The sequence below is a fragment of the Moorena sp. SIO4A1 genome, from assembly GCF_010672065.1.
Taxonomy (GTDB): domain Bacteria; phylum Cyanobacteriota; class Cyanobacteriia; order Cyanobacteriales; family Coleofasciculaceae; genus Moorena.
In genome coordinates this window covers 1-2311 of record NZ_JAAHHX010000308.1, presented here as the reverse complement: position 1 = coordinate 2311, position 2311 = coordinate 1, and the positions used below count along the sequence as shown (strand labels likewise).

Annotated in this window: 2 protein-coding genes; both read right to left on the bottom strand. The window is 40.9% G+C overall.

Annotated features, from left to right (window positions below; all coding sequences use genetic code 11):
- Positions 1–698 precede the first annotated feature (698 nt).
- The gene (locus F6K53_RS37595; protein WP_293052823.1) at positions 699–1025 is read right to left on the bottom strand and encodes a hypothetical protein; all 327 of its coding nucleotides are present in this window, start codon (positions 1023–1025) and stop codon (positions 699–701) included.
- 48 nt (positions 1026–1073) lie between these two features.
- On the bottom strand, positions 1074–2311 hold a 1238-nt coding region (locus tag F6K53_RS37590; RefSeq protein ID WP_293084756.1), incomplete at its 5' end, for an alanine/glycine:cation symporter family protein.

The following is a 2311-nucleotide window of genomic DNA, read 5'->3' as shown; positions in this document are numbered from 1 at the left end:
TCGTAAGTAGGACGCCGTCACCGCATTTAATAATCGCTTCCCAATCTAGCCAGTATCCTGACTGCCCTTGGAGCGATTTGCTCTCAAATATTTCATTAATGCTCCACTTATATCGAAGTTTAAACTTTAGTGCTGCAAGTTTTATGCACGCTTTGCTTAGTATCTCACACTTTTTGCATCACAAAAATTTTTTTTTGATGGAATGTGATTAAAAATACCTTGAGCAATGACCAGATGTGATCTGCCTAAATCACCTTAAATCTAGACTGTGAAAGCACTTAGCTGAACTAGGTATTTGCGAAAATCCGGTAAAAATATATAATATTATATATAATAAAAACTAATTATTCAACAATAAATAAATATACTATAATTACTGCCCTAGCCAAATAAACGTTAATTAATGTTATAAAATCGATGATTTTGGTCTAAATTTGATAGCATTATATTTTAACCAGTAAATCAAGTTAAAATTTATTAAAAAATTCACCTATTTGGTACTTAAACCGAGTATAATCGCAGCCTTTGAAAAAATCATTAAAAAATTTTAGGTAATCGGGAGCTTTGATCGAAATTTGATAGCATAGTAATTCAACCAGTAAACTAGTATACAATTTATTAATTATTTGGTATATTCGGTAATTGTTGTGCTATAATTTTATTTTTAAACTAAGCATTCAGGTATCAGCCATTGGCCGTTACGTCCCAGCGTTGTTCGCACAGCGTGGCCATTCGCGTAGCGTGGCCTTTAGGCCAAGGCCAAAGCCTGTGCCACAAAGCACCTCAAGTAGCGTGGCCAATGGCCAATGGCTTTTCCCTAGACTTTCAATTCGATAAAATCTCGAACTATTAAATTCTCCCAAAAGAGGTTTATTTGAAGCTGACCGCTGACCGCACATCAAGTAGCGTGCGCTACGCGCATATGCTTGCAAAAAAGCGATCGCTTTTTTGCGATCACTTCTGATCGACCTTCTGATTAAATCCCTTGATGGGGGTTTTGATGAAGTCTGGCTGTCTTTGTTCAACAGGCTTTTGAGCCGTAAAACCTCATTCTTCCATTTTTGTCAACCCCATCACCTTAATGCTTGCGATTGAGTTACGGGAACTATTTTCCCAGAATTCAAGCGCTCCATATAGTCTTTGAGTTCAGTGACTACTTTGCCACAGAGGAAGTAGGCACCGAAAAGATTAGGTAAAGCCATAGCATTAAGCATACTATCACTGAAATTAAACACTGGTTCTGGGTTAGCCAAAGTTCCAATAAAGATGCTGATCAAAAATAATACTTTGTAGACAATTAAAGTTCTCGAACCAAACAAATAATCCCAAGAAATTTCACCGTAGTAACTCCATGAAATCATGGTAGAAAAAGCAAAAAAGAACACACAAATGGCTAGGAGCATTGGAAACCAACTAATTACACTCCCAAAAGCAGCGGCGGTCATTTCGGCACCACCGAAGTTAGCAAACTCAGGATTTTTGTATACCCCAGTGATGACTATTACTAAAGAAGTCATATTGCAGACGACCACAGTAACAATAAAGGGTTCGAGTAGGGCTAAAATTCCTTCCCGCACTGGTTCCTGAGTCCTGGCAGCGGCGTGAGCAATAGGAGATGTACCAATACCTGCCTCATTAGTAAAGGCTGAACGCCTTAATCCCTGTACTAACGCCCCAATCAAACCCCCCTCAACGGCTTGGGGAGAGAAGGCTTCTGTCACAATAGTTTCGATGGCAGATGGGATGCTGGAAAAATTGACAATTAGAATCCACAGGGATGCCAAAATGTAGATCCCACACATGACGGGGACGATGGTACTAGCCACTAAGCCAATACGTTGAATGCCACCAATAATCACCAATGCCACTAGAGCAACCAGAATTAAGCCATAAAACCAGCCTCGATTGATCAGCCAGGGAACTACGCTGGCCGTTATTTCCAAGGATTGGTTAGCTTGAAGCATACTCGAACCACCAAATGACCCAGTAATGCACAAGATGCAGAATACGATGCTCACGATTTTGCCCAGTTTTTGATATCCCATTTCGGCTAAACCAGCCGAGATGTAATACATTGGACCACCAGCTATCGTTCCGTCCGGTCTGACCACTCGATATTTTTGAGCCAGGGTACATTCTACAAATTTACTGCTCATGGCCAATAACCCCGCAAGGGTCATCCAGAACGCAGCTCCTGGTCCTCCGATACTGATGGCAAAAGCAACACCGCCAATGCTACCGAGTCCAACACCAGCGGATAGGGCAGTTGATAGAGCTTGAAAGGAAGAGATTTCACCGTTTTGGTTGGGTT